The organism is Acinetobacter sp. TY1, assembly GCF_048551395.1.
GTDB lineage: Bacteria > Pseudomonadota > Gammaproteobacteria > Pseudomonadales > Moraxellaceae > Acinetobacter.
This window is the reverse complement of the sequence record NZ_JBLYZK010000023.1, coordinates 1-26,401: the sequence shown is the minus strand read 5'-3', so window position 1 is coordinate 26,401 and position 26,401 is coordinate 1. Positions and strand designations below refer to the sequence as shown.

Genomic DNA, 26,401 nt, shown 5'->3' with positions numbered 1-26,401 from the left:
TTGATTATAAAAAATAAGACGCTTTAAAGCGTCTTATAAAAACTCACGTTACGAAATTCTTTTGATTCATCTAAGTCAGGCCAAGTCGTTGCACTACGCTCTTCCAACTTTTGATATTTTGGATGACTAAAATTTTTCACACGACTATCGGCAACCCAAACTTCGGGTGCAAATTTTAAAAATTCATCTAAGAAAAAACGATTACACTGATCATATAAAACATCGGCAGCCAATAACACATCAACTTGCTCTGCTGTTCGCTCTAAATGGTACAAATCATCCAAATATTCAAGCTCAACATCATTCAGCAATGCATTTTCACGACATGCATCTAAACTTACTTTGTCGATATCACAACAAATAACGCGTTTTGCCCCTGCCATTTTCGCTGCAATCGCCACAACACCTGACCCTGCACCAAAGTCCAAAACAACTTTATCTTTCACATGATGAGGTTCAGCAAGCAACCACTGTGCCATTGCTAGACCTGAAGCCCAACAAAAAATCCAATACGGTGTTTCATTCCAAATACGGCGAATCACTTCATCATCTAAGCGATCAGTCGGAAATACAGGCGGAATGAGCCATAAAGAAATTGGCGTTTCAGGCAATTGCTGTGCAAGCAATTCACAGTTTGGAATTACTTCATGCAATGCATTAAGTAGGTTTTTTGGGGCTTTAGGCAGTTGAAAAGTGCAGCTCATAGATTTCTTTTAATTCATAATAAATCATTTAATCTCCCCTAACCCCTCTTTAAAAAGAGGGGAACCCACTGCAAATTGAAAATATGCAACCCCTCCCTTTTCAAAGATGAGAAGTATTGCTTTGCAAGGGGAGGAATTCTATTAACCCAAAGCCTTTTCAGCAGCTTCCACAGTTTGACGAATCAAAGTCGTAATCGTCATTGGTCCCACACCACCTGGAACAGGCGTATAAGCAGAAGCAACTTCCTCAATACCGACAAGTTGAATATCACCTACACCACCACCATCACGTGGATGGAAACCTGCATCGACAACAACAGCGCCTTGTTTAATCCAATTTTTCTGAATGAGTTCAGCTTTACCGACTGCACCGACAATAATGTCTGCTTGTTTTACAAAATCAGCTAAGTTTTGCGTACGTGAATGGCAGATTGTTACGGTTGCATTGGCTTCCAATAACATTGCAGCCATTGGTTTACCTAAAATTGCAGAACGACCGACAACAACTGCATGTTTACCTGCAATTTCAATTTTGTTTTCTTTTAAAATGGTCATGATACCTGCAGGTGTTGCAGAACCATAAGCTGCTTCACCCATCGCCATACGACCAAAACCGAGGCATGTTACACCATCGACATCTTTTGCAAGTGAAATGGCATCAAAACATGCACGTTCATCAATTTGAGCAGGTACAGGATGCTGTAATAAAATACCGTGTACGTCAGGATTAGCATTTAATTTTTCAATTTCAGCCAACAATTGTTCAGTTGTGGTTTCAGCACCTAACTCAACCTTTATAGAATCCATACCAACACGACGGCATGCATTCCCTTTCATACGTACATAAGTGGCAGATGCACCATCATCACCGACTAAAATAGTCGCTAAAATTGGGGTACGACCTGTTTTCTCTTTTATCGCTTCAACACGGGTTAACAAGTCTGCTTCAATTTGTTTCGCTAATGCGCGACCATCTAAAACTAATGCCACGGCACATCTCCAAAGTAGATATGAATCAATTTTGCAAATAATACATGATTATTTGAACAATTTTATTCTATATGTTGGTTTTATGTGCATATGCATGAATTGTAGTATTGTTTTTTTTTCAAAGGTTGCTAATATACGCATCACCAAGAGATGGTGGGATGGCAGAATGGTGATGCAGCGGACTGCAACTCCGTAAATGCCGGTTCGATTCCGGCTCCTACCTCCATATCTTGTAAAGCCCGAGTGGTGAAATCGGTAGACACAGGGGATTTAAAATCCCCCGCCCACAAAGCGTGCCAGTTCGAGTCTGGCCTCGGGCACCATTTTAATACTTCTTAAAATGGTGCAATAAAACAACTAGCTTTATGCTAGTTTTTTTATACCTAAAATTTATAATATGAATAAAAATACAACTATTATCAGCGCTCTTTCCACCCTCAGCACAATAATACTCAGTGCATGTCAAAGCAATATTTCAAATCACCTGCAAAATCCACCACAACCAAACTTATCAGAAACCTCATCCACTTTATCGAGCAGTCAGAGCAGATTTAGCAAAAAACTTTCCAAATATGAATGGAATTACAGACTTAAAACCTTATCTCAACAAAAATCATTGGATCAATCTATTCTCAAGTGAGTCTCCCTCGCCAAATTCTGCCATTAATTTTAATTTCAATATGCAGGGTGAAAATATTCGCTTAAATTTAAATTGCGTAAATCCGAATGAAAAACCGTTCTTTTTAATTAAAGATGTTAATGATGTCGATGCATTTAGCTCAATGACTGACGATGATCAACGCATGGAATTTGTTTTAGACCAACAGGTTTTTACCAATCCCTTTAAAGACACCAAATCAAAAAAAATTGAAAAATTTAAACAAGCCTTTTATCAAGCCAAAAAACTCACCATTAAAAAATACAATTTGAGTAAAAATCCTCCCGAACAAAATACTCAATCCACTCCAGCAATGAAATATTTATTTAATAATCAACACGCAGAAGTATTAAAAGAACCCTCCAATCATTGTGATGCAATTGACTAGATCCATGCTTACCCTCTACATGATTTCAAATTTGCTTTACAATACTCACATTCAAGGAAAAGATACTGAACATTCAGCGTCTGCCGTTTTATTCTGTAAAGAGCCTTATGATCAAGACCCAGCAAGCAACACAATACCTGCAACAACTGGAACAACAGTACCCTCAGGCATTTAAAAGAAATTTTCTATTGTATGGTCAACTCAAAGCCAAAGGTCTACTCGATGAATTAAAAGAGTTTATTCCTTGGATTTTGGCAATGATGATTTTTGTCAGTACTGCTTTTGCATTAGGCAGCTTAGTTGAATCTTCATTTCCGCGTTTTGATCAGACACAAGCTTTTGGCATAGCTATCTTGTGCATTATGTTATTCCTTATGTTTACCGTTCCTCTAATCATTAAACAGATGAAACATAGCTCAACACACCTATACCAGCAACTCAGCAACACCCCAATGAAACTTGCCGTACTGATCGTACTACAAACGCTCAATATTGCTTATTTAGACAGTAGCCTCTTACAAGGTCTATTATTTTTCTTTGCCTTGAGTTTTGGCTTTATCAAATTTTATAAAGAAAATATGTTTCGTGAGTCTGCATCAAATATTGACTATTACAACTTACAACAAATACGCAGAGTCTGTTTTTGGTCATATAAACAAGTCATTAAAACCAAAATTCGCTTAACATTAAGCAAAAAAGATACAGATCAATATGAAGCCTTACAGCAAAAATTAGTCAAAGACTTAGATCTACACCTCGAACTGCTTAAATATGAAAATAAAATGTCGCAGTCTTACAAGTTTGTCGACCTTGATGAATATGTCGACCACATGCTTTAAATAAAGTAATTTTCATTAAAATGCTGATATTTTAAACTTTTAACGCATCATTTGATTGAAAATACAACAAATCGAAGCATTGCACCTTGCCAAGATAAAATCACTCCTTTATTATTGCGCTCATGCCCGAGTGGTGAAATCGGTAGACACAGGGGATTTAAAATCCCCCGCCCACAAAGCGTGCCAGTTCGAGTCTGGCCTCGGGCACCATTTTAATACTTCTTAAAATGGTGCAATAAAATAACTAGCTTTTTGCTAGTTTTTTTATGCCTAAAATTTAATAAAAATAATGAATCACTTAATTACAGGCAAAAAAATACCTTCAATCTTCACATTCAAAATTTTAAAATTAAAAAAATTTTCAGCTTAATCAAAGGCATTTATTTTTGAAACAACCCACATCTACAAAAAGCATTACCACTCTCTATTAGATACAAGTTCTTCCATTTCAATTTCCATATAACCCTGATCTTGTACCACCATCATCATTGCTTCAGCAATATAATCAGCAGCAGTATCATCGAGTGAAGAGTCAAGATCTTCAAACTGTGGTTTCATCTCATTAATTTCAACAACAGCCTGCCCCGCAAGAAGATAAACTTCTGTTTCAGAACATGATTTTTTTGCAAGTCGTTTTGCAAATTGCTCAATATGCTGCCTAACTTCAGCAACTAGAATATCTGGGTAATATTCATCATCAAACATTGGGAGGAGTAAATCACTAAACATAACAGTCCAGATAAAAATATCAGCACATGAATGGTGATTATATAACATAAAGTATACAAAACACCAAGTTCATCTGCACGATCTACATTTATTGGCTCTTATTTATAGTTTTCTGTATTGGCTGATTTGAGCTTAGTTTTTTAGCTTTCTTGATCAAATCAACAAACTCCGCTCGCAAACCAAAAGCATCTTGTTTTTGCGCCGATTGTGCCAAATCAATAATATCATTCCATTGCATTACAGCATTATACTCAGGACTACGTAACTGCTGTCCATAAGCAGCGACTGCAAGCGCAAAACGTGTATCTGCGCTGGCTTGATTCAACGCCTTCGAACCCACAGCAATTGGCTGACTGAGTAAAATACTCTGACTTTGCCCTGGCTGTTTATAACGTAAATTGACGAAAGCATATTCTTTAGCATTTTTACCCAATGCTGTAGCATTAGCATAACGAGAATCAGACAACCAACCTTTTTGCCCAACAGGAATAATTTCATATAGTGCAGTCACCGTATGCCCTGCACCAATATCACCAGCATCAACCTTATCATTATTGAAGTCTTCATTTTTCAACATGCGGTTTTCATATCCAATCAAGCGATATTCCTTCACCGTTGCAGGATTAAATTCCACCTGAATTTTGACATCTTGTGCCACCGTGGCAAGCGTAGAACTCAATTGACGCTGTAAGACTTTCTTAGCTTCTTTTTCACTATCGATATAGCTGTAGTTACCATCACCAGCATCCGCCAATTGCTCCATTAACTGTTCATCATAATTTCCTGAGCCATAACCAAAAGTACTCAAAGAAATTCCCGATTTACGCTTTTCAGCCACCATATTTTTCAAGGTGTCAAAATCGGTAACCCCCACATTAAAATCACCATCTGTTGCCAGTAAAATACGGTTAATGCCATTTTTCACAAATGATTTTTGTGCAGATTTATATGCCATTTGAATGGCTTGCTCACCCGCCGTTGCACCGCCCGCTTCTAAAGTATCAATTGCAGCAAGAATTTTTGATTTATTTGATCCAGATGTTGGCTCAAGAATCATTTTCTCACCATCGGCATAGGTGATAAGTGTGACTTGATCTTGTGAACGTAATTGCTCGGTTAAAAGCTTCAGAGTCTTTTTCACCAATGCCAGTTTATTGTTGTCACTCATACTGCCCGAAACATCAACCAAAAAAACCAAATTGGCAGGTGGTAATTGTTTTGAATCAATATCTTTTGCTTTAATACCAATACGAATGACTTTTGCATTGGCTTGCCAAGGAGAATCTACAGTTTCAATATTGACTGAAAATGGATGTATCCCTATTGGATTTGGATATTGGTAATCAAAATAATTTACCATTTCCTCAATACGCACAGCATCTTTAGGCGGTAAATTTCCTTCATTTAAGAAACGTCGCACATTTGTATAACTTCCAGTATCTACATCAATACTAAAAGTAGAAATAGGTGCTTGCCCTACACTTTTCACCGAATTTGTTTCAGTTTTTTGATACTTTTCAGTATTCCCCTCAGTCCCGTAGATACTCGGTGATGGAGCAGGCGAAACCATTTTAGCTGTCGAATTCACTGTAATAGCTTCTACACTTGCAACATTAGCAGAGCTTTCAGCCATATCACTTGATACCATTAGTTCTTTGCTACATGCAGTCAGCAATACTGCTGTAATTGACAATGCCAGTACCGCTTTACAGGATGGGGTATTTTTTAATTGTTGATTTTTCATTTTGACACCTATAGGTTACTATTAAGACTTTACACAGAAAAATGCATGAAAATTTAAATTATTAGATGCTTCGAGTGTGATTTCTCAGATGTAGATTTCAGATATATCCACGTTGAAGCACATTTTAGCATTTTGTTATATTATAACGATTAGAATAAAACACTTTATTTGGTTGACATAGATTTATGGTTTTTCTGTAATAAACCACATAGTTGTATATTATTCTCGTATCCATTCATCTCTGTGTATACAAAAAAACTACAGAGATGAATTTAAACTTTTGTTTTAAGCTTTTCCTAGATACTACTTACCCTTAGACTGCATTCTGCATAGCTTTCCAAACCAAAACGGCATCATGCATAGCTTTTACATCATGCGCTCGCACCATACACGCACCCTGCTGAATAGTCAGTAAATGTGCCGTAACAGAGCCCACAGCACGCTCTCCCGCATCAACCCCACCCAATGCTTCACCAATAAAACGTTTCCGTGACAATGCTGAAAGAATCGGATAGCCCAGTTCCGTTAAACGATAAAATTCATTTAACAACTGTAAATTTTGTTGTGCATTCTTCGCAAAACCAAAGCCCGGATCAATCATGATATTTTCTGAACGCACACCTGCGTGTAAAGCATCATTTACACGCTGCTGCAATTCAATTATTACATCTTGTGTAACGTTGTCATATTGATCCAAATTATTCATAGTGGTCGGCTCACCGCGCATATGCATAATTATCACAGGAATATCCAATTCTGCCGCTGTTTGCAGTGCATTAGGTCTAGACAATGCTCGAACATCATTCCAAATGTGGGCACCCGCTTGAACCGCTGCACGCATCACCTCAGGGGCTGAGGTATCAATCGAAATCACAACATTTAATTTTGCAACCTCCGCAACCACAGGTACAACACGGCGAATTTCTTCCTCAATAGCCACAGCGGATGCTCCTGGACGTGTAGACTCTCCCCCCACATCAATCACTGTTGCGCCATCTGCAATCATTTGCTTAGCATGAGCAATAGCTTGTGCCACCTCGTTATACTGCCCCCCATCACTAAATGAATCAGGAGTAACATTCAAAATCCCCATAATATGGGGTTGTGATAAATCAAGCGTAAGTTGCCCACATTTCAACTTTTTTTGAGCTAATGGCTTAAGTTGCATCATTCATCCAGCATTCATCAATTATCGTATTTTACCCAATTCTGCTTTTGACATATTAGATCTTTTTCAAAACAATAAATTTTTAGCAAAAAATTGGCAAAAAAAAAGAGCCCTTTACAGGACTCTTTTTACTTTATCTACTTTTTACTCATTAGCTTGCTGGTAATGGTGGTGGTGTAGATGGACCATCGGTAGGAATCACATCTGCCACTGGATTTTCAGCAATATAAACTTTTGGTGGTTGTGGTTCACGACCTTCCATAATGTCACGAATTTGATCACGATCAATCGTTTCCCATTCCATCAAGGCTTTCACCATGGTATGAGCAATATCTTTGTGACTTTCAAGAATATTCCAAGCGACTTTATACTGCTCATCTAAAATGCGACGCACTTCCTGATCAACTTGTTGTTGCGTTGCTTCAGAAATTGTACGGTTACCCATGTTACCAAAGAAACCATTTTGGTTTTCTTCTTCGTAAACCATGACGCCCATCTTTTCAGACATACCGTATTTTGTCACCATTGCACGAGCAAGTTTAGTCGCACGCTCAAAGTCGTTTGATGCACCTGTAGACATTTGCCCCATAAAGATTTCTTCAGCAATACGACCACCAAACAAGATTGAAATTTCATTCAACATTTTGTCACGATAGTTGCTGATCTGATCTTGTTCAGGTAGCTGCCAAGTCACACCCAATGCCCAACCACGTGGCATGATCGTTACTTTATGCACAGGGTCTGTACCCGGAAGCACTTCTGCAACAATCGCATGTCCAGACTCATGGTAAGCCGTATTACGACGCTCTTCTTCACGAATAACCATCGACTTACGCTCAGGCCCCATGTAAATTTTATCTTTCGCATCTTCAAAGTCATGCATATCGACAGTGTTCTTATTACGACGTGCAGCAAACAATGCCGCTTCGTTTACAAGATTTGCCAACTGCGCACCCGAGAAGCCAGGTGTACCACGTGCAAGCACTTTTACATCCACACCCGTTACCGAAGGTAACTTTTTAAGATGCACATTTAAAATTTGCTCACGGCCCTTAATATCAGGTAAACCCACCATCACTTGACGGTCAAAACGACCTGGACGAAGTAATGCTTTATCGAGTACATCTGCACGGTTTGTTGCAGCAATAACGATAATACCTTCATTACCCTCAAAACCATCCATCTCTACAAGCATTTGGTTTAGGGTTTGCTCACGCTCATCGTGACCACCACCTGTACCTGAACCACGGTGACGACCGACTGCATCAATCTCATCGATAAAAATGATACATGGCGCATGACGTTTCGCTTGCTCAAACATATCACGAACACGGGACGCACCCACACCCACAAACATTTCAACAAAGTCAGAACCAGAAATACTAAAGAACGGAACTTTCGCTTCGCCTGCAATGGCTTTAGCAAGCAACGTTTTACCCGTACCAGGAGGACCAACCATCAAGACACCACGAGGAATCGTTGCACCTAAACGTTTAAAGCGAGAAGGATCTTTCAAGAAATCGACAATTTCAACAACTTCTTGTTTCGCTTCGTCAGCACCAGCAACATCAGCAAAGGTAATTTTGATTTGATCATCAGAAAGCAATTTTGCTTTTGATTTACCAAAGCTCATTGGCCCATTTTTACCGCCTGCACCACCGCCCATGTTACGCATAAAGAACATGAACAATAAAATAATTAAAAGTACAGGGAAACTTGCAATTAATAATTGCATCAACACGCTTTGACGTTGAGGTGCTGTACCCTCAATAACCACATTATTTTTTTGTAGACTTGGCATAAGCTGAGGGTCTTCTACCGCAGGGCGAACACTTTCAAACTTAGTACCATTGGTTTTTTCACCGCTGATTTGCAGACCGTCAATTGTTACTTGCTTAACTTGACCCGCATTTACCTCTGCTACAAATTGTGAATAATTCATAGCATCAGGTTTGTTACGGTCGCTAATGTTGCTGAAAATTAATATCAGCACACCAAGAATAACAAGCCACAGTACGGCATTTTTGAAGAGATCGCTCAAAGCTTTATTCCCATATCAATCTAATTTGATCTTTCAGAAGCGAAAGATCCTTAACAAAAAGCGAGTAATGAATTTCGCAATAAAGTATAAAAAGGTACAAAATGCACAATTTTTAGCTACTTGGCAAGTAAACTTTATGGAGAAATCTTCTTACGGCCTTGTCCAATTAAAAAAACTTCTTTAGAACGTGCGCGTGAAGCTGCAGGTTTTGCTGTCTTCAACACAGTAAAACTATCGACAACCTGTTTTCGGAACTCATCAAAACCTGTGCCCTGAAAGACTTTAACGACAAACTGACCTTTTGGTGATAACACTTTATTTGCAAAATCGAGTGCTAGCTCACAAAGGTAGATCTGACGTGGTTGATCAACAGCCTTATTACCTGATGTATTGGGGGCCATATCTGAAATTACAACGTCTACAACCCGTCCATCTAAAATATTTAACAATTTTTCGAAGACTTCTTCTTCACGAAAATCACCTTGAAGGAAAGTTACATCGGGTAATGCATCCATCTCTAAAATATCAGAAGCAACCACTAAACCTTTATCACCGACCAATTTACCAGCAATTTGCGACCAACTTCCAGGTGCAGCACCCAAATCCACAACGGTCATTCCAGGCTTAATGATTTTATATTTTTCCTGCATTTCTAACAGTTTATAAGCTGCCCGAGCACGGTAACCTTCCTTTTGTGCTTTCTTTACAAAGTGGTCATCGAGGTGTTCTCTCATCCACACACGACTACTTTTGGATAACTTCTGGTTGGTAATGCGTGTAGCCATATCTCTCTAAAATATAATTGATGTCAACGCTTGATTGTACGTGAAAAATATACGCATTGCAGTATGCATATGTATATAAATGCATCCTAATCTATACGTTTTTCCAAATCATCTTAATCGATTATTTATACAGAATTTACAGCGCAGTGATATGGCTTTTGTTATACTAAGTCGTTTTTAAAATTAGGTTATCTTTAATATGGCGGCTCTATCTATACAAGAACGCAAACGTTTACGTCAAATTGGTCATGCGCTTAATCCTGTTGTAATGACAGGTGGACAAGGCTTGACTGAAAATGTCGTTGAAGAAATTAACCGTGCTCTTGCAGATCACGAACTGATTAAAGTTAAAATTTCAGCTGAAGATCGTGAAGCACGTACAGCAATGATTGCTGAGATTGCCAACAAAACAACGGCTGAAGTTGTGCAAACTATTGGTAAAATTGCATTGCTTTATAAAAAAGCAGCAAAACAAAATGCGAAATTGTCTAATCTTGTTCGTCACGCAAATCTTTCTAACTAATTGCTGAGTTGACGATCGATTATGGCAAGTTATGAACTCAATGCATTTGACCGCCGCTTTCAAAGCATTTCCTTAGTCGGTGCAATTGAGCAGGCAACCCCATTTACATTAAATGTCGGTTTTTGGTTACGCGATCCAAATCAATTTATGATTTATCCTGAAATGGTTGCGTCCAACCCTCGACAAGATTTTTTATGGGAACAAACCTGCTATGAAATCTTTATTGGTATTCAGGGCGATGACGCTTATCGGGAAGTTAATCTCTCCCCTTCCCAAGCATGGCAGGCTTATCAGTTTGAAGAGTATCGCTACCCTGAAGACATGCCGCCTAAACCTGCCTACGACATTGAGCTGAATCAACTAAAAAGAACACATTACGGTTTAAATGTCAGCGTAGATTTAACTGAGTTTATGCTGACACATAAGTTAAAATGGACTGATGTGTATATTGGTTTGTCTGCTGTGTTAAAAACCACACAAGGTGATCAATTTTATGCGATGCAGCATAGTGGTCAACAAGCCGATTTTCATAACAAGCGTGATTGGTTACATACCTTCTAATATACAATTTGTTTTGTGCATACTTAGAAATAAAAAAGTGAGGTCATTGACCCCACTTTTTTATTTTGTATTCGTCAATCATTATTTTGCAGTTACTTTATTCCAAACATCTAAGGTATTGGCTTTAGAACGCTTTAATGTTTCAACTAAATTTTCTTTATGTTTTAAAGAAATTTGTACAACATCTTCACGAATTTCTTGAGTCACTTCAGTCAATTCTTTGACCAACACACCACATTCTGCTTTCAAAAATTGAGCGAACTCAAACAAATCACTTTTTGATGTTGAAAATTGCTTTTTGATGATCTCTAAACGCTGTGATGCATCTCGTTTAATCTCTTGCACTGGCTCTTGAATCACTTCCTGAACCACATTTTGCACTTGTTCATTTAGTTGTTCTGCTTCAACTTTTAAATTCGCTTGAGTTTCGGTCACAACACCCACTACTTTTTGTTGTGTTTCTTTACCAAGTTTTTCTAAATTTTCCGCAGTTTCAAGCACAACTTCTTTGATTGCAGCAACGTCTTTTGTTACTTTTTCAGCCACGACTTCTTTTGCTTCGACAACAGCCTGACCGACCTTTTCTTTTGAGATGCTCATATTATTTCCCCTGTGATATGAGCCTTTAGCATATCCCGATTAGATAAATTTTAGATTTTGATTTGTCTAACAATTCTTAAATTCTTACATTTTATACACTTAGTTATAGAAAACAGTTAAAGATAAATAGCAAGGGTTTTATCTCGTATTTTCAATAGAAATACAATGGACTTATTAAGGTTTACTGCGTATAATGCCGTGTTAAGTTACAAGCGAGCAGACATGAGGAGGGTAGGATTTAATGAACCTTCCTTTTTTTTCGTCTACTCGCTTTTTTACAGCCCTATTTTTGTGGTTTTAGTTCAGGAGCTTTGGTTTGAGCACCCCAGCAATTTTAGCCCTAGCTGACGGTACCGTTTTTAAAGGTACATCGATCGGCGCTACGGGAAGTACGACTGGTGAAGTCGTTTTTAATACTGCCATGACTGGTTATCAAGAAATCTTGACTGATCCGAGTTATGCACAGCAACTTGTAACTTTAACTTATCCTCATATTGGTAATACTGGTTGTAATGACGAAGACGTTGAGTCTGGTCGCATTCATAAAGTATGGGCGAATGGTTTAATCATTCGTGACCTCCCCCTCCTTCATAGTAATTTCCGTGCCACGCAATCTTTAGGCGAATATTTACAACAACATAATGTCGTTGCGATTGCTGATATTGATACACGTAAATTAACGCGTATTTTACGTGATAAAGGTGCTCAAAATGGTTGCATCTTGGCAGGTGAAAATATCACTGAAGAAGAAGCAATTGCAAAAGCACGTGCATTCGGTGGCTTAAATGGTTTAGACCTTGCTAAAGAATGTTGTGATCCTGACGGTTTTGAATGGACTGAAGGCTCTTGGACTTTAGGTCAAGGTTTCTCCCAACCTGAAGTGAAGTTCCATGTTGTTGCATACGATTATGGTGTCAAAACCAACATCTTACGTATGCTTGCAGACCGCGGTTGTAAGTTGACTGTTGTACCTGCACAAACCCCTGCTGCTGATGTATTGGCACTCAATCCAGATGGCGTGTTCTTGTCTAATGGCCCTGGCGATCCAGCAGCATGTGACTATGCAATTGAAGCGGTGAAAACAATCGTTGAAGATGCTCGCAATGTACCTGTATTTGGTATTTGCTTGGGTCACCAAATTCTTGCCCTAGCATCTGGTGCTAAAACTGTGAAAATGCCTCACGGTCACCACGGTGCAAACCATCCTGTACAGAATATTGAAACTGGTACAGTGATGATTACTTCTCAAAACCATGGCTTCGCAGTGGATGCAGAAACATTACCTGCAAACTTGAAAGCTACGCACAAATCATTGTTCGATCAAACTCTTCAAGGGATTCATCGTACAGACAAACCTGCGTTCAGCTTCCAAGGTCACCCTGAAGCAAGCCCTGGTCCACATGACTGCGCACCGTTGTTCGATCATTTCATCGAACTTATCGAAGCATCTAAGAAGTAATTAAGGAAGCGATCATGGCTAAACGTACAGATATTAAAAGCATCTTAATTATTGGTGCAGGTCCGATTGTCATCGGTCAGGCATGTGAGTTCGATTACTCAGGTGCTCAAGCATGTAAAGCCCTTCGTGAAGAAGGCTATCGTGTTATTTTGGTGAACTCTAACCCAGCAACCATTATGACCGACCCTACAATGGCTGATGCAACGTATATCGAACCGATTACGTGGCAGACTGTTGCAGCCATCATTGAGAAAGAACGCCCTGATGCTGTTCTTCCAACAATGGGCGGTCAAACAGCATTGAACTGTGCGCTTGCACTTGATGCAAATGGCATTTTAGAAAAATTCAATGTTGAATTGATCGGTGCGAGCAAAGAAGCGATTGAAAAAGCTGAAGATCGCAAACTGTTCGATATCGCAATGCGTAAAATTGGTCTTGAATGTCCAAAAGCTGATATTGCAGAATCAATGGAAGAAGCTTTAGAAATTCAAGCACGTTTCGGCTTCCCTGTGATTATCCGTCCATCATTCACCATGGGTGGTTCAGGTGGCGGTATTGCTTACAATAAAGAAGAATTCATTGAAATCTGTGAACGTGGATTCGATCTTTCTCCGACTAAACAGTTATTGATTGATGAATCTTTAATTGGTTGGAAAGAGTACGAAATGGAAGTTGTTCGTGACAAAAACGACAACTGCATCATTGTATGTACCATTGAAAACTTTGACCCAATGGGCGTGCATACAGGTGATTCAATCACTGTTGCTCCTGCACAAACATTGACAGATAAAGAATTCCAATTACTTCGTAATGCATCTTTAGCAGTACTTCGTGAAATTGGTGTAGAAACAGGCGGTTCAAACGTACAGTTCGGTATTTGTCCAAATACAGGTCGTATGGTTGTGATCGAGATGAACCCACGTGTATCACGTTCATCTGCACTTGCATCTAAAGCAACGGGTTTCCCAATTGCGAAAATTGCTGCGAAATTGGCTGTTGGTTATACCCTTGATGAATTGAAAAATGACATCACTGGCGGTACAACACCTGCGTCATTCGAACCTGCAATTGACTATGTTGTAACGAAAATTCCTCGTTTTAACTTCGAGAAATTCCCGCAAGCTGACGCAACTTTGACGACTCAGATGAAATCTGTCGGTGAAGTAATGGCGATTGGTCGTAACTTCCAAGAATCTGTACAAAAAGCACTTCGTGGTCTTGAAGTCGGTGTATCTGGTTTTGACGAAAAGATCGCTGTGGGTACTGAAGGAGCACGCGAAAAAATTCTTCAAGAACTCCGTGTTCCGGGTGCTGAGCGTATTTGGTACGTTGCAGATGCATTCCGTCACGGTTTCACTCTAGATGAAGTGTTTACTGCAACAAACATTGACCGTTGGTTCTTGATTCAAATCGAAGACATCATTAAATCTGAAGAACAAATCAAAACTCTAGGTTTTGGTGATTTGAATGCGGACAACATCCGTTCGTTCAAACGTAAAGGTTTGTCTGATCTTCGTATTGCAGACTTGATGGGTATTTCACAAAAACAATTCCGTAAACATCGTTGGAACTTGGGTGTTACCCCTGTTTACAAACGTGTTGATACGTGTGCTGCTGAATTCGAATCTGACACAGCGTATATGTATTCAACTTACGATGATGAATGTGAAGCAAATCCATCGACTAAAGACAAGATCATGGTGATCGGTGGCGGTCCTAACCGTATTGGTCAAGGTATCGAGTTCGATTACTGTTGTGTACACGCGGCACTTGCAATGCGTGAAGACGGCTACGAAACAATCATGGTGAACTGTAACCCTGAAACTGTTTCTACCGATTATGACACTTCTGATCGTTTGTACTTCGAACCGATTACACTTGAAGATGTATTGGAAATTGTACGCATCGAGAAGCCTAAAGGCATTATCGTGCAGTACGGCGGTCAAACACCTTTAAAATTGGCTCGTGCTTTAGAAGAAGCTGGTGCTCCAATTATCGGTACATCACCTGATGCAATTGACCGCGCAGAAGACCGTGAACGTTTCCAACAAATGATTCAACGTCTGCAACTTCGTCAACCAAACAACAGCATTGTTAAATCTGCTGAAGAAGGTATGGCTGAAGCAGCGAAAGTTGGCTATCCACTTGTGGTACGTCCATCATACGTTCTTGGTGGTCGTGCGATGGAAATCGTATACAACGATGATGAACTTAAACGCTACTTACGTGATGCGGTTCAAGCATCAAATGAAGCACCTGTTCTTCTTGACCGTTTCTTAGATGATGCAATTGAAGTTGACGTAGACTGCGTATCTGACGGTAAAGACGTTGTGATCGGCGGCATCATGCAGCATATCGAACAAGCAGGCATTCACTCAGGTGACTCAGCATGTTCTATTCCTCCGTACTCTTTATCTCAAGAAGTACAGGATGATATGCGTCGTCAAACCATTGCTATGGCGAAAGAGCTTGGCGTAATTGGTTTGATGAACGTACAGTTTGCTGTAAAAGGCACTGACGTTTACATCTTAGAAGTGAATCCACGTGCATCACGTACTGTGCCGTTCGTTTCTAAATGTATCGGTGAATCATTAGCGAAAGTTGCTGCGCGTTGTATGGCGGGTCAATCTTTAGAATCTCAAGGATTCACGAAAGAAATTATCCCGACATATTTCTCAGTAAAAGAAGCAGTATTCCCTTTCAATAAGTTCCCTGGTGTTGACCCAATTCTTGGCCCTGAGATGAAATCTACAGGCGAAGTGATGGGTGTGGGTAAAACTTTTGGTGAAGCATTCTACAAAGCTGTTTTAGGTGCAAACGAGCGTTTACCAGGTCTTCCAACAGAAGGTGAAGTAAAACACGCATTTATTTCTGTTCGTGATTCAGATAAGCCTCGTGCTGTAGGTATTGCGAAACAACTTGCAGGTTTTGGCTTTAAAATTCTTGCGACTGGTGGTACTTTTGATATTATCCAAGAAGCTGGTATTGAATGTGAACGTGTAAATAAAGTCACTGAAGGTCGTCCAAACATCGTGGACCGCTTGAAAAATGGCGAAATTCACCTCATTATCAATACAACTGAAGGCAAACAAGCGCAACAGGATTCATTCTCAATCCGCCGTTCTGCACTTCAAGGCAAGGTTTACCATACAACGACTTTGAATGGTGCCGATGCAGTTTGCCAAGCTTTAGCGATTAAATTACCAATGGATGTTTATCGTTTGCAAGATTTACAAACTGTAGGTTAATTCGTTTACCGAGAAGTCCCGCTACCTCTCGGTGGCGGGCTTTTTTTCATTTATAAACCTGTATTTTTAAAATACCAAAACTTGAGGGACAACTATGAAACGTTATCCTATGACTCCTGAAGGCAAAATTGCCCTAGAGAAAGAATTACAGCAACTTAAAAGTGTTGATCGTCCACGTATTATTGCTGCCATTGCAGAAGCACGTGAACATGGGGATTTGAAAGAAAATGCTGAATACCATGCTGCTCGTGAGCAACAAGGTTTCTGTGAAGGTCGCATCCAAGACATTGAAGGCAAACTCGGTGCAGTTCAAGAAATTGATGTGAAAACACTTGAGCAAAATGGCCGTGTGGTTTTTGGTGTGACTGTGACGATCGAAAACTTAGACACCGAAGAACAAAAGACTTATAAGATTGTTGGTGATGATGAGGCAGATTTTAAAATCAATAAAATCTCAGTGAATTCACCCATTGCTCGTGGTCTTTTAAGCAAAAGTGAAGGCGATGAAGCAAAAATTCAAACACCAAATGGTGAAGTTGAATACGAAATTGTGAAAGTTGAATATCTTTAATATTTAAGCATAAAAATTCCAATTTCAGCCCCTCTTTTGAGGGGTTTTGTTTTTATATATGACCATAAAATGCATTTTTTTATATCATATCAGTCATTGTTAAATTTCTACATTGCATTAAAGTCTTCACCAATAACAACAATCTAGGACGAATATGAAAGCAGGACGAATCAGCCGCACAGCAGAAGCCGCAGCCGCATTACGTGCCAATCATCATCAAAATAGCTCAAATCCTGTTTTTTCAGACCCTTATGCTTTTGAAATGACCAATGCCCGTTGGCGCAAATTATTGTCTAATCCGATTTTTTGTAAATTTTTAAATTCTGCCCCACTTAATCAATCTCTAGGTAGACTCACGGCTCAGGTCGTTGGGCGCTCAATATATGCAGAAGATTGGCTATTGGAAGCATTGGATAGAAGAGAAATTTTACAATATATTTTAGTCGGCGCAGGATTGGATTCTTTTGTATTACGCATGGCTGAACAATATCCTGAATTAAAGATATTTGAAGTTGATCATCCTGACACACAAAAAATCAAAATTCATAAATTAAAAAAACTAGGCACAATTCCAAGTAATGTTGAATTTGTCAGTATTGATTTTGAAAAAGAAAAATTATCTGATGCCCTTCTTCGTAGTTCATATGACAGCAAAATGCCCGCCTTCTTCTCGTGGTTAGGCACCACCCACTATTTAAAACCCGAAACAACATTGGCAACTTTACAAAATATTGCCTCTATCGCACACTCAAACAGTGAAGTTGTGATGGATTATTCGATTGATTATAAGCAGTTGCAAGGGATTGAACGAATCGGTAGTTTTGCAATTGCACAATTTACACGTTTTTTAAAAGAGCCTTTAATCGGTACTTTTACATCGGAACATTTACACCAAACCGTTGAAAAAATGGGTTATGTCGTTTTGGAAGATTTATCTGGGACAGAGATTACTAAACGTTATTTTCATCAACGTGCTGATCAGATTCGTCATACGCAAGCAACTCATTTAATTCATTTACAGATTGTTTAGACTTTTGAGCACAGTCATATAAAATAAGCATACTCTCCTCCTATCGCGCTTTATATGACTGATTCAATTAATTCACCAGTGAAACATTGGTGTGAATTTGAGTTTATTTCCAAAACAGTGAAAAATCCAAATATTCACATTAAAGGAAATTATTCTTATTATTCTGCTTATTGGGATCAAGGATTTGAGCGTTGTGTTGTGCGCTATCTGCATGATAAACCTGCAACCACAGAGAAACCGATTGATCAGCTTTATATTGGAAATTTTGTCTGTTTCGGTGCTGAATGTGTAATTATGATGGGCGGTAATCAGTTACATCGCCCAGACTGGATTTCTACTTTTCCTTTTGATACGCGTAGTTTTGTCCCCGCAGGCGATACAATCATTGCTGATGGCTGTTGGATTGGCAGCCGCGCCATGATCATGCAAGGTGTAACACTAGGTGAAGGTGCTGTAGTTGCTACAGGTGCAGTAGTCACACAAAATGTTCCGCCTTATGCTGTCGTTGGTGGCGTTCCTGCCAAAGTGATTAAGTATCGTTTTTCTGATGAAGATATAGAAAAACTGCTTTCTCTCAAACTTTATGAGATGGATGAAAAGCAGTTTTTGAAGATGCGGGATGTGTTGCAAACGGAGGATATAAATAATTTATTTATATATTTAAATACTCGTACCAATCTTCTAAAAAATTTAGATTAGAGCTTTTCGACTTTTCGAACCAACATACACGCCATATAATTTAACACATCATAAAAATGTATTACTCATCACAAATTGAATTAAAAATTTAAATAATCATTCTACAAATAAATTCAAGTAACTAATTTTATTTGTTATTTCTATTAATAAAATAAATAAATCCCGATAAATTTACGTGGTTTTATTCTTATCATATTCAAGTTATGATGAATGTATAAACAGTTTTAGAACAGAACTGTATAAAAATTATTTACATTCAAATTAGGAGAATATCCATGACTTATCAAACAATTCTTGTACCGATTGATGGCTCCGAAACTTCACTATCCGTTATTCCTCATGTTGTTGAATTTGCGAAAGCATTTAACAGTAAAGTGATTGTTGCAGAAGTCATGACACTTGATCCCTATATTGCTGCCGAGTACTTATCAGGTCAGCAAAGTAATATGCTGATTGAACGTGCACGTAAATTTATTGAAGATAATCTCAATACAGCCAAACAAAAATTTGTAGATGCTGGTGTGGATGTCCAGACACAGATTCTTGAAGGTGAAAGCATCCATAAAACTATTACTAAAGCCATTGATACACTCAATATTGATTTAGTGATTTTAAGCTCGAATGGTCGTTCAGGCTTTCAAAAGTTTATTTTAGGTAGTGTTGCACAAAAACTTGTAACAGAATTAACAGTGCCTGTCATGATCATCAAAAAATCAGCTTAATCAAAACGTGATCTTAAGTATTTTCATTCTATTTGGATCACGTATTATTTTTACTAAATTCTGAGGATAAATAAAAAGTATTTAAGGTAACCAAGCAAACTGCTTTAAATTTACTCGACCATTGAGTACAACAACACCCTCGCTGAGCAATAAGATCTGTTGAAGATGATCACCATGTTCAGTCAGTTGAGTTGTACTCATTTTCCCTTGTGAATTGATCACACGATGCCAAGGAATAGCTGTCCTATCCTCAATCTGTCCTAAAACTCGTCCAACCAATCGTGCATGTTTTGGCAAGCCTGCCAATTTTGCAATTTGTCCATAACTTGCAACTTTACCTTTTGGAATTTGGCTAACTACAGCTAAAATCATTTGTGCAAGTTCATTCGACATCTTTGAATCTCATCTGCATTGGCATAATATTTAGGTTAAAATTAAATTCAAGCGAATGCAATTAGAATCATTTTCTACTAACTTAATAAAACACATATAAAAAACAACAAGAGTAATTAGCATGAAACGGACATTCAAAAAACTTATTCTTTCCATTGCTTTAAGCATGGGAACTGTAGGTAGCATCAGCCTAATCAACCAAACACACGCAGCTTCTGCGACTATTGATATCCAAAGTGTTTTACAACAAGAGCGTACTTGGGCTGGTTTACAAAGTAAACGCTTAAAAGTAGCTGACATTGATTGGGCTTATAGTGAAGGTGGTCAAGTTGGTAAACCAACGCTTATGCTTGTACATGGTCTTGCTGGTAGTCGAGACAATTGGAATCGTTTAGCACGCTATTTAACGCCTTATTATCATGTCATTATTCCAGATTTACCTGGACAAGGTGACAGTAAAGTTACTTCAGACTTTGATTATTCTATTCCGAATATGACTGAAAAACTGCGCCGTTTTGCAGAAGCCGCTAAAATTGAAAATGGCTTACATGTTGCAGGTCATTCAATGGGCGGCTCAATTGCTCTTCTGTATGCCGCACAATACCCAGTTGATAGTAAGTCTTTGTTTTTAATCGATAGTGCTGGTGTTTTTAAATCAGCAAATACACCTTATTTAAAAGACCCAACGTCTTTACGTAATATGATTGTTTCAAAGCCAGGCGATTTAGATCGTTTACTTAAAATTGCCACCAATATACCTCCATTTATTCCTAAAGAATTGAAAGACTCTCAGGAAAAATTAATGATTTCTCAATCTGCCAATACCAGTAAATTGGTTGAACAATTAATTTTGATGTCAAAAGTCTATACGCCGGATACCTTTGCTTTAGCTGCACGTAGTATTGATCAACCTGTACTAATTGCATGGGGTGAAAAGGATCAAATTATTAACGTTGAAGCTGCTACAGAACTAAAAGGCTTACTCAAAAATGCAAAAGACCCAATTATCTTAAAAGGTGTAGGTCATATGCCATTATTGGAACAAGAACAATTGTTGGTTAAACCGTATTTAGATTTTTTGAGTACGGTTAAATAATATTATGAAAAATCCCGTTGATTTTTAGCCAACGGGATTTTGCTGGATTCTATCCATATGATAATAAAAGCTAGTAACTTGTAACGTTGCATTTTCCAAATAGACAATAAAATATGATCATTTTTTATCTTTTAGTAACGGTAATAATTTTTGAAACGTAAGTTTAAAATTTAATTCATCACGAATATTACCGCATATCACAGCCCATGATCTGCTCATAAGGACTTTTCATCTTTCAAATTAAGAGGAAGAAAATTATTCAAGAATGGTAATTTTGCATTAACAGCTAACCATTCATAGTATTTCACTTGAGCACAAGCCACCGGATAAGCCATAAAACCAATACCAGGGCCAGAATTCACTTCATAGATCATAACTTCACCATCTTGTGAAATCCCTAAATCTAAACCAAGCGAATCAAGACGCCATGCATAAAGTTTTTGAAATTGGTTAGTAAATACTTTGAATAAGTTTTTTAATTCTTCATTAATTTCCTTAAAACATTTAGGATAAAACTGCTCTAAAAAAAGTTGTTCTCTTGTCGTAATTAATGCACCTTGCATACCATTTGTAATATCTGATGCTTTGCTTAAATTAACATACGGAAATATTTTAATTAACTGCCATTGCCCATTTTGACCACGAGTTATATGCATTCTAAAGACTGTCCCATGTCCTAAATTTGTTTCACTTAAAAAATATGGACTAAAATTAAAACTTTTACCTTTTTTCAAGATATCATTAAAAAAACTCTCAATACCTTCATTTTTAATATTTTTTTCTTCAGACAAATGTTTAACTAAATACCCTTGTTCTTGTAATTCAATAGTATATATTCCTTTGCCCTGATTACTTGCTCCTGGCTTAGCAATAATTTTTTTATGTAATGTAATAAATTCAATAAAATGTTCTAATGTTGTGATATTAATTACTTGTAGTAAATATTTTTTAAAATTATCTACTCGTTTCATTCTGTCATAAACTTGCTGCTTTGTTCCTATACGGTGATTTGTAAATGGTATTATTTCAGAAAGTTTATTATATACAGATACATCTTCTTTTTTTACAGCAAGCCTATTTTGAATAACTACAGGAAAGTCAAAAAAACCTTTGATTATTTCATTTTTTTCTAAAGTAATACCTTTTATTTTTTTATTTTCAAAGTCAACATCAGCGGCCGTAAAAATATAAGCTTCATGTCCATGTTCATGTGCAACATTAATAAATATACGTTCAACTTCTGTTACAGCTCTATTCGGCTTTAAAATACCAAAAATCATTTTTATTTCCTTAATTAATTTTATTTTAAATATCAAAATAATTAATATACGCCACATAACCCGACAAGTTATGCTCTTGATCATCTATACGTGTACGTAAACGATCATGCCGAACATAAAAGCCATGTAATATATTTTTAGGTTTTTGCATATACATTGCAACTTCTGGATAGAAGAAACCATTTCTCTGAAATTCAACGCGTAATTGAATTAACTCTTTTAATTCTTCAAATTTTGCTGACTTCAATAACTCAGTAAAACCCTGCTCTTCCATACGTACTAGCATTTTATAAGCAGACATCATCATTTCTAAGAGTGTCGCATATACAGTTTGACGATTACGTATAAAATCCATATGTTTTAAATAATTGTTTAAACCAAATTGAAAATATTTTTCTTCAGGACATATTTTTGTCAGCTCATTGGTACAATAACTTAACCAATGATCATGATATTTATCATAATTTTTCAAAATAAAATGTTCAAACATCAATTTAACCGTATCCAATAAAACTGTATTCTTATTGATTTGATACAATCGTAACAATGCTAATGCTGCTTCACCATCGTAATACACGATTCGAAATTTATCTTTTATTTCTAATGATGGATAATTCAAAATATGAGTCGTTTCACCTTGCTCATCAATCATCGTCTGAATACCTTTTGCAAGTGATTCAGCATATTTTTGATAACGATTATCTTGTGTAATTTCTTGATATTTTGTCAGCATTAAAATAGCGGCAGCATTAGAACCCAACTTAATCTCAGGTTCATCATCTAACCCATCGATCATGTATGCTGTACCCAATTGTGGCTCTTTATAAAAATGCGTTAAAGCATAATCTATCGATTGATGAATTTTAAACCAGTATTGTTCTTGCTTATTTATCTCAAATGTCTCAATAAGTGCATATAAAGAAGTACAATGGCGTACTGTATTATAACTTTTAATTTCACGGTTATATGCAGGAAAGTACCCATAAATAAAGCGACCATTATCCTTAATTTGATCATGTAGAAATGCTGCATTTTTTCCAATCATTTGGATAATATGATCTTTATTATTATTTTCATCAATACAACGTACACCATTTTGGCAACCACCTGTTTGAAGCTCAATAAACTGCTGCTTTTCGTAAATAGCAGATTGAGTATCAAATAAGTAAACTTTTTTTATTTTTTTAAAATCAAATTTTTCAGTTAATTTTCCATATTTTTTATCTAGAGTCGCTTTTAAATTTTTTTCGTCAATAAAATTAGGCTCATTATAAACAACTCCACGAATTACGGATCTTCCATATATTTCTTGTTCAAGTAAGCAAATTCCAAACTGCGCATCAAAGCTAATCCCTTTACGAAAATGATTATTATGTACTTGAGTTTCAATTTCTGTAACAACATCCCCCCATTCCTTTTCTTTTATATTTTGAACAAGATCAAGTTTAATGTATTCAATACTCGCATTACTTTTTGAAAATGATTTATCAATATAAACCATTGCTCTTTTTATTACTTTGTTTAAATCCACATCAGTTGTTGACCAAACCTTGCAACGAGTTTCAGCATTGCCGAGTGAAATAAATAATGTTTTAAACGTATTATTGTTTGTGAATCTCTGTTCAATCCACTCAACTAATTTTCTTTTAAATTCAATTTGTTCTAAATATTTCAGTGTCATTGTTTTCGCCATTTCACATGGTTTTATTAAATAATGTTAAATATATCACATTTTTTCATTTATATATTTTTTCACATATAAAAATGATTTAACAAATCATATTCTCTTATATGTTTTTCATCATAAAAAACAATTTCTTATCGTTTAAAACTTTTTTAATGTTGCCTTCATCATTTCTGATATTAAAAAATTCGCAAAATTATACGTCTTACCTTTAAAACCTACGCCAGTACACTCATCCAATTTGCTCATTCGGCTTAACACAAGAATATCCTTACATCTTTAATTTTTATCGCTTTTCTTATTTCACATATATTTATGCAAATTCAATATATCCTTTGTTATTATTGAAAAATACTTTATTTTTGATGTTAATTCACTATAATTATTTTTCAAAGATGAACAATAAAAATCTAAAAAATTATGGGGATAAAGGGATGTCACAACAAATCACAAATCATGAAATTTTAACGTGTTTTAAAAATAAACTTATTCCACTTTCTAATAATTTAACAGAAATGCTCAACGAACACTTCAGTCATCAAACTGAAAGGCGCGGATGTGGTTTCACACAAGCAACTCGTGTGATTGCTGAATTTATCAATCAGGAACGTGAAGAAACTGATTTTAAAGATTTTCGTATGTTTCAAGATTATGATACTCGTGCACTAAGAACGATAACATCCTCAGCAAAATCATATGACTTAGAATTAAATGGTTGGCGCAATCTACATTTACAAGCCAATGTGATCAATTTTCTAAATACATATCCGAAGCAAGATTTTTTCACTGACGCTCTGCAAAAAGAGTTTAAGTTTCAACAAGATTTGAATAATATTCATCAATGTGTTGAGTTTGAAGAAAGCAAATTACTGTGTAACTTTTTAGAAGATATTATTTTAAGAAAAACACAAAAAGAAACTGGTTTACTTGAACTTAAGAATTTAAATGAAAAACCCAAAGTTGGTTCCTGCCCAATGGCGGAAAATTTTTTCTTAAAAATTGCACATGGTCGTCTATTACGTCAAGGGTTAATCAATATTTTTACTGATGATAATAATCGACCTATTTTGATGGAAAAACTCAAAATGGGTGATGATCATTCATGTATTAACCTCGTTCCTGTCATGATGAATGGGATTCGAATTCCATCTGGTAGCCTTTTTTCAGTACAATACAATGAGGAATTACTTCACAAAAATACAAATAAACATTATAAAGGTTATATTATACCCATTTCTGAAGTCGATGGTTTTTGGTTCTTAAGATTAACTACTCTGTCTATTTCTCCAGAAAATCGTGCAAGAGCATTCAATGCACATTTTAAACAGCAAGTTGATAATGGGCTTTTTAGCCCAGGTACAACTCTGCTAAAACAGTTAACGAAAATTGCTGAAGAACAAATTTAATGTAGGTGCCCTTTTATGCTGAAAGCATGTTATTCCTCACGATATTATGCGATTACGCACACAAATAGTATGGAAAAGCTCACTGCTGTTGCCGAAGTACTTGAACAAGATCAACTAGCTGATTTGGTCGACCCTGAAAGTATTGATCCACGTATTTTATACTCAATCCATGATCCAGCTTATGTTCGCGCATTTTTAACAGGAAAACGTCCTCTTGCGACTATGCAAGGTTTTAAAAATTGGTCACCACAATTTCGGGAAGCCATTTTATCCATTCAAGCAGGTCAATTATTGGCAACGAGTTTGGCACTCAAAAATGGTATTTCAGCGAATATCGCTCAAGGATTTCATCATGCCGTCTATGCCCATGGCAATGCCTATTGTACGTTTAATGGTTTAGCTTTAATCGCCAAACAATTCCCGCATAAAAAAATCTTTATTCTCGATTGCGATCAACATGGCGGTAATGGTACAGCCGAATATTCACTGACCATGAAAAACCTCTATAATTTTAGTATTTATGGTTTAGCTTTTGGTTGTACGACCAATGAACGTAGCACAACCCGTCCGATTCACAATCAAAAAGGCAATTTCGATCAATACTCAGAAGCGATTGTGGAAGGTTTTGAACATGCCATTGATTGGCAAGCTGATCTCATTATTTACCAAGCAGGAATGGATTGTCATCAAAATGACCGTTGTGGCTCTAAATGGTTTACAACTGAAATGCTCTATGAACGAGATTTAATGGTGTTTAAACTTGCGAAAAAATACAATATTCCCATTATGTTTGTGCTTGCTGGTGGTTATCAAAAATTGGAAACGCTCGTACCTTTACACGTCAACACTTTCAAAGCTGCTAACGAAGTTTATTTCAATACATTATCTTAAATGAAATATAATTATAATTATTTATAAAAAAGCCAAATTAAAATCTGGTTACAATTTGGCTTTTTTATCTTTCAAGGATTTTAATTCTTAGAAATTATTTGGATTTTCCAAACGCTTCACTTCTTGCGCTTTACTTGGATGATGTACGGTTGCCACACCATCATCAGTTTTTTGATCAACAATGGCTTCTGG

The 26,401-nt window shown here is 37.0% G+C and carries 25 protein-coding genes and 3 tRNA genes; 16 read left to right on the top strand and 12 right to left on the bottom strand.

All coding sequences use genetic code 11. The features are described from left to right. Window positions 1-23 precede the first annotated feature (23 nt). Entirely contained in the window at window positions 24-704 is a 681-nt protein-coding gene (locus tag ACK2M2_RS12415) for a class I SAM-dependent methyltransferase (RefSeq protein ID WP_419348912.1), read from the bottom strand. A 141-nt stretch (window positions 705-845) separates the two neighbouring features. Continuing rightward, the gene (folD, locus tag ACK2M2_RS12410; RefSeq protein ID WP_419348910.1) at window positions 846-1,694 is read right to left on the bottom strand and encodes a bifunctional methylenetetrahydrofolate dehydrogenase/methenyltetrahydrofolate cyclohydrolase FolD; all 849 of its coding nucleotides are present in this window, start codon (window positions 1,692-1,694) and stop codon (window positions 846-848) included. Window positions 1,695-1,846: 152 nt separating this feature from the next. Between folD and ACK2M2_RS12405 the strand changes: the two genes are divergently transcribed. The 5 genes from ACK2M2_RS12405 to ACK2M2_RS12385 all read left to right on the top strand — a co-directional run bounded on the left by ACK2M2_RS12405 (window position 1,847) and on the right by ACK2M2_RS12385 (window position 3,789). Continuing rightward, window positions 1,847-1,920 (top strand) — tRNA-Cys (locus ACK2M2_RS12405). Between the two features lie 11 nt (window positions 1,921-1,931). Then, window positions 1,932-2,017: transfer RNA gene (locus ACK2M2_RS12400), tRNA-Leu, on the top strand. A 249-nt stretch (window positions 2,018-2,266) separates the two neighbouring features. Further along, entirely contained in the window at window positions 2,267-2,740 is a 474-nt protein-coding gene (locus ACK2M2_RS12395) for a hypothetical protein (protein WP_419348907.1), read from the top strand. A gap of 107 nt (window positions 2,741-2,847) precedes the next feature. Then, window positions 2,848-3,579, top strand: coding sequence for a hypothetical protein (locus ACK2M2_RS12390; RefSeq protein WP_419348904.1), 732 nt, complete (start codon window positions 2,848-2,850; stop codon window positions 3,577-3,579). Between the two features lie 124 nt (window positions 3,580-3,703). After that, window positions 3,704-3,789: transfer RNA gene (locus tag ACK2M2_RS12385), tRNA-Leu, on the top strand. A 204-nt stretch (window positions 3,790-3,993) separates the two neighbouring features. Here the strand turns inward: ACK2M2_RS12385 and ACK2M2_RS12380 are convergent. From ACK2M2_RS12380 to rlmE, 5 genes are all read right to left on the bottom strand, one after another. After that, a complete protein-coding gene (locus ACK2M2_RS12380; protein ID WP_409512392.1) occupies window positions 3,994-4,308 on the bottom strand; it encodes a DUF5713 family protein in 315 nt (104 codons plus the stop codon). Between the two features lie 88 nt (window positions 4,309-4,396). Then, on the bottom strand, window positions 4,397-6,052 hold the full coding sequence (locus ACK2M2_RS12375; protein WP_419348901.1) for a vWA domain-containing protein: 1,656 nt from the start codon (window positions 6,050-6,052) through the stop codon (window positions 4,397-4,399). Between the two features lie 313 nt (window positions 6,053-6,365). Further along, entirely contained in the window at window positions 6,366-7,220 is an 855-nt protein-coding gene (gene folP, locus ACK2M2_RS12370) for a dihydropteroate synthase (protein WP_419348899.1), read from the bottom strand. 151 nt (window positions 7,221-7,371) lie between these two features. Continuing rightward, window positions 7,372-9,261, bottom strand: a complete 1,890-nt coding sequence (ftsH, locus tag ACK2M2_RS12365) for an ATP-dependent zinc metalloprotease FtsH (protein WP_409512389.1) — start codon at window positions 9,259-9,261, stop codon at window positions 7,372-7,374. Window positions 9,262-9,395: 134 nt separating this feature from the next. Next, on the bottom strand, window positions 9,396-10,046 hold the full coding sequence (gene rlmE, locus ACK2M2_RS12360) for a 23S rRNA (uridine(2552)-2'-O)-methyltransferase RlmE (protein ID WP_419348894.1): 651 nt from the start codon (window positions 10,044-10,046) through the stop codon (window positions 9,396-9,398). Between the two features lie 199 nt (window positions 10,047-10,245). Between rlmE and yhbY the strand changes: the two genes are divergently transcribed. Continuing rightward, window positions 10,246-10,569, top strand: a complete 324-nt coding sequence (gene yhbY, locus ACK2M2_RS12355) for a ribosome assembly RNA-binding protein YhbY (protein ID WP_409512387.1) — start codon at window positions 10,246-10,248, stop codon at window positions 10,567-10,569. Between the two features lie 21 nt (window positions 10,570-10,590). Further along, window positions 10,591-11,130 carry a DOMON-like domain-containing protein gene (locus ACK2M2_RS12350; protein ID WP_409512386.1) on the top strand — a complete coding sequence of 180 codons (540 nt, stop codon included), beginning with the start codon at window positions 10,591-10,593 and terminating at the stop codon, window positions 11,128-11,130. 81 nt (window positions 11,131-11,211) lie between these two features. Here the strand turns inward: ACK2M2_RS12350 and ACK2M2_RS12345 are convergent, their stop codons facing one another. Then, window positions 11,212-11,730 (bottom strand): hypothetical protein, encoded by a 519-nt coding sequence (locus ACK2M2_RS12345; RefSeq protein ID WP_419348890.1) that lies wholly within the window; start codon window positions 11,728-11,730, stop codon window positions 11,212-11,214. A gap of 316 nt (window positions 11,731-12,046) precedes the next feature. On the opposite strand from ACK2M2_RS12345, the gene carA reads away from it, so the two are divergent. The 6 genes from carA (at window position 12,047) to ACK2M2_RS12315 (ending at window position 19,459) form a co-directional block, all read left to right on the top strand. Beyond that, complete coding sequence (carA, locus tag ACK2M2_RS12340; RefSeq protein ID WP_409512384.1) at window positions 12,047-13,189, top strand: glutamine-hydrolyzing carbamoyl-phosphate synthase small subunit; 1,143 nt, start codon at window positions 12,047-12,049, stop codon at window positions 13,187-13,189. 14 nt (window positions 13,190-13,203) lie between these two features. Further along, complete coding sequence (gene carB, locus ACK2M2_RS12335; RefSeq protein WP_409512383.1) at window positions 13,204-16,437, top strand: carbamoyl-phosphate synthase large subunit; 3,234 nt, start codon at window positions 13,204-13,206, stop codon at window positions 16,435-16,437. A 94-nt stretch (window positions 16,438-16,531) separates the two neighbouring features. After that, entirely contained in the window at window positions 16,532-17,008 is a 477-nt protein-coding gene (greA, locus tag ACK2M2_RS12330; protein WP_409512382.1) for a transcription elongation factor GreA, read from the top strand. A gap of 154 nt (window positions 17,009-17,162) precedes the next feature. Further along, complete coding sequence (locus tag ACK2M2_RS12325) at window positions 17,163-18,038, top strand: class I SAM-dependent methyltransferase (RefSeq protein ID WP_419348885.1); 876 nt, start codon at window positions 17,163-17,165, stop codon at window positions 18,036-18,038. Window positions 18,039-18,092: 54 nt separating this feature from the next. Further along, a complete protein-coding gene (locus tag ACK2M2_RS12320; protein WP_409512380.1) occupies window positions 18,093-18,737 on the top strand; it encodes a CatB-related O-acetyltransferase in 645 nt (214 codons plus the stop codon). Window positions 18,738-19,012: 275 nt separating this feature from the next. Continuing rightward, the gene (locus ACK2M2_RS12315; protein ID WP_409512379.1) at window positions 19,013-19,459 is read left to right on the top strand and encodes a universal stress protein; all 447 of its coding nucleotides are present in this window, start codon (window positions 19,013-19,015) and stop codon (window positions 19,457-19,459) included. A gap of 81 nt (window positions 19,460-19,540) precedes the next feature. Here the strand turns inward: ACK2M2_RS12315 and ACK2M2_RS12310 are convergent, their stop codons facing one another. Next, the gene (locus tag ACK2M2_RS12310) at window positions 19,541-19,852 is read right to left on the bottom strand and encodes an MGMT family protein (RefSeq protein ID WP_419348880.1); all 312 of its coding nucleotides are present in this window, start codon (window positions 19,850-19,852) and stop codon (window positions 19,541-19,543) included. A gap of 121 nt (window positions 19,853-19,973) precedes the next feature. Here ACK2M2_RS12310 and ACK2M2_RS12305 point away from each other — a divergent pair, with 121 nt between their 5' ends. After that, the gene (locus ACK2M2_RS12305) at window positions 19,974-20,948 is read left to right on the top strand and encodes an alpha/beta fold hydrolase (protein WP_419348877.1); all 975 of its coding nucleotides are present in this window, start codon (window positions 19,974-19,976) and stop codon (window positions 20,946-20,948) included. Between the two features lie 215 nt (window positions 20,949-21,163). On the opposite strand, the gene ACK2M2_RS12300 is transcribed toward ACK2M2_RS12305, so the two are convergent. Together ACK2M2_RS12300 and ACK2M2_RS12295 are read right to left on the bottom strand one after the other, a co-directional pair. Next, complete coding sequence (locus ACK2M2_RS12300) at window positions 21,164-22,228, bottom strand: YheC/YheD family protein (RefSeq protein ID WP_419348875.1); 1,065 nt, start codon at window positions 22,226-22,228, stop codon at window positions 21,164-21,166. A gap of 25 nt (window positions 22,229-22,253) precedes the next feature. Next, entirely contained in the window at window positions 22,254-23,909 is a 1,656-nt protein-coding gene (locus ACK2M2_RS12295; protein WP_419348872.1) for a poly alpha-glucosyltransferase, read from the bottom strand. A gap of 437 nt (window positions 23,910-24,346) precedes the next feature. Here ACK2M2_RS12295 and ACK2M2_RS12290 point away from each other — a divergent pair, with 437 nt between their 5' ends. Then, window positions 24,347-25,318 carry a hypothetical protein gene (locus ACK2M2_RS12290; protein ID WP_419348963.1) on the top strand — a complete coding sequence of 324 codons (972 nt, stop codon included), beginning with the start codon at window positions 24,347-24,349 and terminating at the stop codon, window positions 25,316-25,318. Between the two features lie 15 nt (window positions 25,319-25,333). Beyond that, entirely contained in the window at window positions 25,334-26,209 is an 876-nt protein-coding gene (locus tag ACK2M2_RS12285) for a histone deacetylase (RefSeq protein ID WP_419348869.1), read from the top strand. Between the two features lie 87 nt (window positions 26,210-26,296). On the opposite strand, the gene ACK2M2_RS12280 is transcribed toward ACK2M2_RS12285, so the two are convergent. After that, window positions 26,297-26,401 (bottom strand): hypothetical protein (locus ACK2M2_RS12280; protein WP_409512420.1); only part of this gene is annotated, 105 nt, incomplete at its 5' end.